The following is a 2,484-nucleotide window of genomic DNA, read 5'->3' on the forward strand; positions in this document are numbered from 1 at the left end:
GACGGTGCGGGCCCGGCGGCGGGGGCCGCGGCGGTCTCGGCCTCGAGCAGGACCGTGCGCCGGTCGTCGCCGTGCTCGTCGGCGACGGCCTGCAGCTCGGCCGAGACCACCTCCCGCAGCCGCGCGTCGGAGGCGAGGATCGCCTCGAGCTCGGCGATCGCGGCCTGCAGCTCGTCGCGCTCGGCCTCCAGCTCGATGCGGGAGAACTTCGTCAGCTGGCGCAGCCGCAGCTCCAGGATGTGATCGGCCTGCACCTGGGTGAGGTCGAAGACGCCCATGAGGCGGGTGCGCGCGGCCGCCGTGTCGTCCGAGGAACGGATGATCTCGATGACCTCGTCGATGTCCACGAGCGCCAGCAGCAGGCCCTCGACGAGGTGGAGACGATCGCGGTGCTTGCCGAGGCGGTGCCCCGTGCGGCGCCGCACCACGTCCAGACGGTGGTCCACGTAGACCCGCAGCAGGGGCAGCAGGCCCAGGGTCTGCGGCTGGCCGTCGACGAGCGCGACGTTGTTGATCCCGAACGTCTCCTCGAGCGGGGTGTGCCGGTACAGGGCGGCCAGCACGGCCTGGGGGTTGAACCCGGACTTGAGCTCGATCTGCAGGCGCAGCCCGTTCTTGCGGTCCGTCAGGTCCACGACGTCGGCGATGCCGCTGAGCTTCTTCGCGTCGACGCCGGCCTTGATCCGCTCGATGACCTTCTCGGGGCCCACGCCGTACGGCAGCTCGGTGACGACCAGGCCGGTGCGACGCGCGGAGACCTGCTCCACGGCGACGGCGGCCCGCATGCGGAACGTGCCGCGGCCGGTCGCGTAGGCGTCGCGGACGCCGTCGAGCCCCACGATCCGGCCGCCCGAGGGGAGGTCGGGGCCGGGGATGTGGGCCATGATCGCCTCGAGGTCCGCCTCGGGGTCCGCGAGCAGGTGGCGCGCGCCCGCCACGACCTCGCGCAGGTTGTGCGGGGCCATGTTCGTGGCCATGCCGACGGCGATGCCGGTGGTGCCGTTGACGAGCAGGTTGGGGTAGGCGGCGGGCAGCACGGCCGGCTGCTGGAGCTGGTTGTCGTAGTTGGGGACGAAGTCCACGGTGCCCTCGTCGAGGTCCGCGGTGAGCGCCAGGGCGGCCGGGGCCATGCGGGCCTCCGTGTAGCGCGGGGCCGCGGGGCCGTCGTCGAGCGAGCCGAAGTTGCCGTGCCCGTCCACCACGGGCAGGCGCAGGGAGAACGGCTGGGCGAGGCGGACCATCGCGTCGTAGATCGCGGCGTCGCCGTGGGGGTGCAGCTTGCCCATCACCTCGCCCACCACACGGGCGGACTTCACGTGGCCGCGGTCCGGGCGCAGGCCCATGCGGGACATCATGTAGAGGATGCGCCGCTGCACCGGCTTGAGGCCGTCGCGCGCGTCCGGCAGGGCGCGCGAGTAGATCACCGAGTAGGCGTACTCGAGGAAGGACGCCTCCATCTCCTCGGAGACGTCGACGTCGACGATGTTCTCCTGCTCCAGCGGCAGCGGGCGCGGGGCGTCCTGCTCGGCGGGGCGGGAACGGGATGAACGGGCCATCATGGTGGTCGGGGAGTCCTCACGGCGTCGGGGATTGTCTACAGTGATCCTATGGGTGAGACCGAAGCCGTCCGCGGATATCCCTCCCACTGGGAGGCCGATGTGGTGCTCCGTGACGGTGCGACGGCCCACCTGCGGCCCATCTCGCCCGAGGACGCCGCCGAGCTGCAGCGCATGCACGCCGGGCAGTCCGAGAACTCCATCTACCTGCGCTACTTCACGTACAAGTCCGAGCTGAGCGCCAAGGACCTGGACCGGTTCACCCACGTGGACCACCGGGACCGGGTGGCGTTCGTGATCACCCGCGGCGGCCGACTGCTCGGCGTGGGCCGCTACGACCGCTACGGGGACTCCGACGCCGCGGAGGTCGCCTTCAACATCTCCGACGCCGCGCAGGGCCGCGGACTGGGCTCCATCCTCATGGAGCACCTGGCCGTGGCCGCCCGCGAGAACGGCATCCGCCGCTTCACCGCCGAGGTCCTGCCCGAGAACCGCAAGATGCTCTCGGTGTTCCAGGAGTCCGGCTTCGAGGTGACTCGCCGCTTCGAGGACGGCGTCGTGGCCGTCGAGTTCCCCATCGACCCCACCGCCCGGTGGCGCGCCGTCGTCGAGTCCCGCGAGCACCGCGCCGAGTCCCGCAGCGTCGCCGAGCTGGTCGAGCCCGCGTCCGTGGCCGTCGTCGGCGCCTCCCGCGATCCGCAGGCCGTCGGCTCGCTCGTGCTGCGCCACGTCCTCGAGGCGGGCTTCACGGGAGCCGTCCACGCCGTGAACCGCGCCGCCGAGGACGTCCAGGGCCTCACCGCCCACCGCTCCCTGGCCGACATCGGCGAGCCGGTCGACCTCGTCGTCGTCGCTGTGCCCGCCGACGAGGTCGAGGCCCTCATCCCCGAGGCCGCCGCGGCCGGGGCCCAGGGCCTCGTGGTCCTCA

General features: G+C 72.5%; 2 protein-coding genes. One reads left to right on the forward strand and one right to left on the reverse strand.

The features are described from left to right. Positions 1-1,559: DNA topoisomerase (ATP-hydrolyzing) subunit A (locus tag D8M29_RS10715; protein ID WP_148111587.1), on the reverse strand; the 1,559-nt coding region annotated here is incomplete at its 3' end. Positions 1,560-1,607: 48 nt separating this feature from the next. Here D8M29_RS10715 and D8M29_RS10720 point away from each other — a divergent pair. Then, a partial coding sequence (locus tag D8M29_RS10720) for a GNAT family N-acetyltransferase (protein WP_127445961.1) occupies positions 1,608-2,484 on the forward strand: 877 nt, incomplete at its 3' end.

Source organism: Micrococcus sp. HSID17227, assembly GCF_003989405.1.
GTDB lineage: Bacteria > Actinomycetota > Actinomycetes > Actinomycetales > Micrococcaceae > Micrococcus > Micrococcus luteus.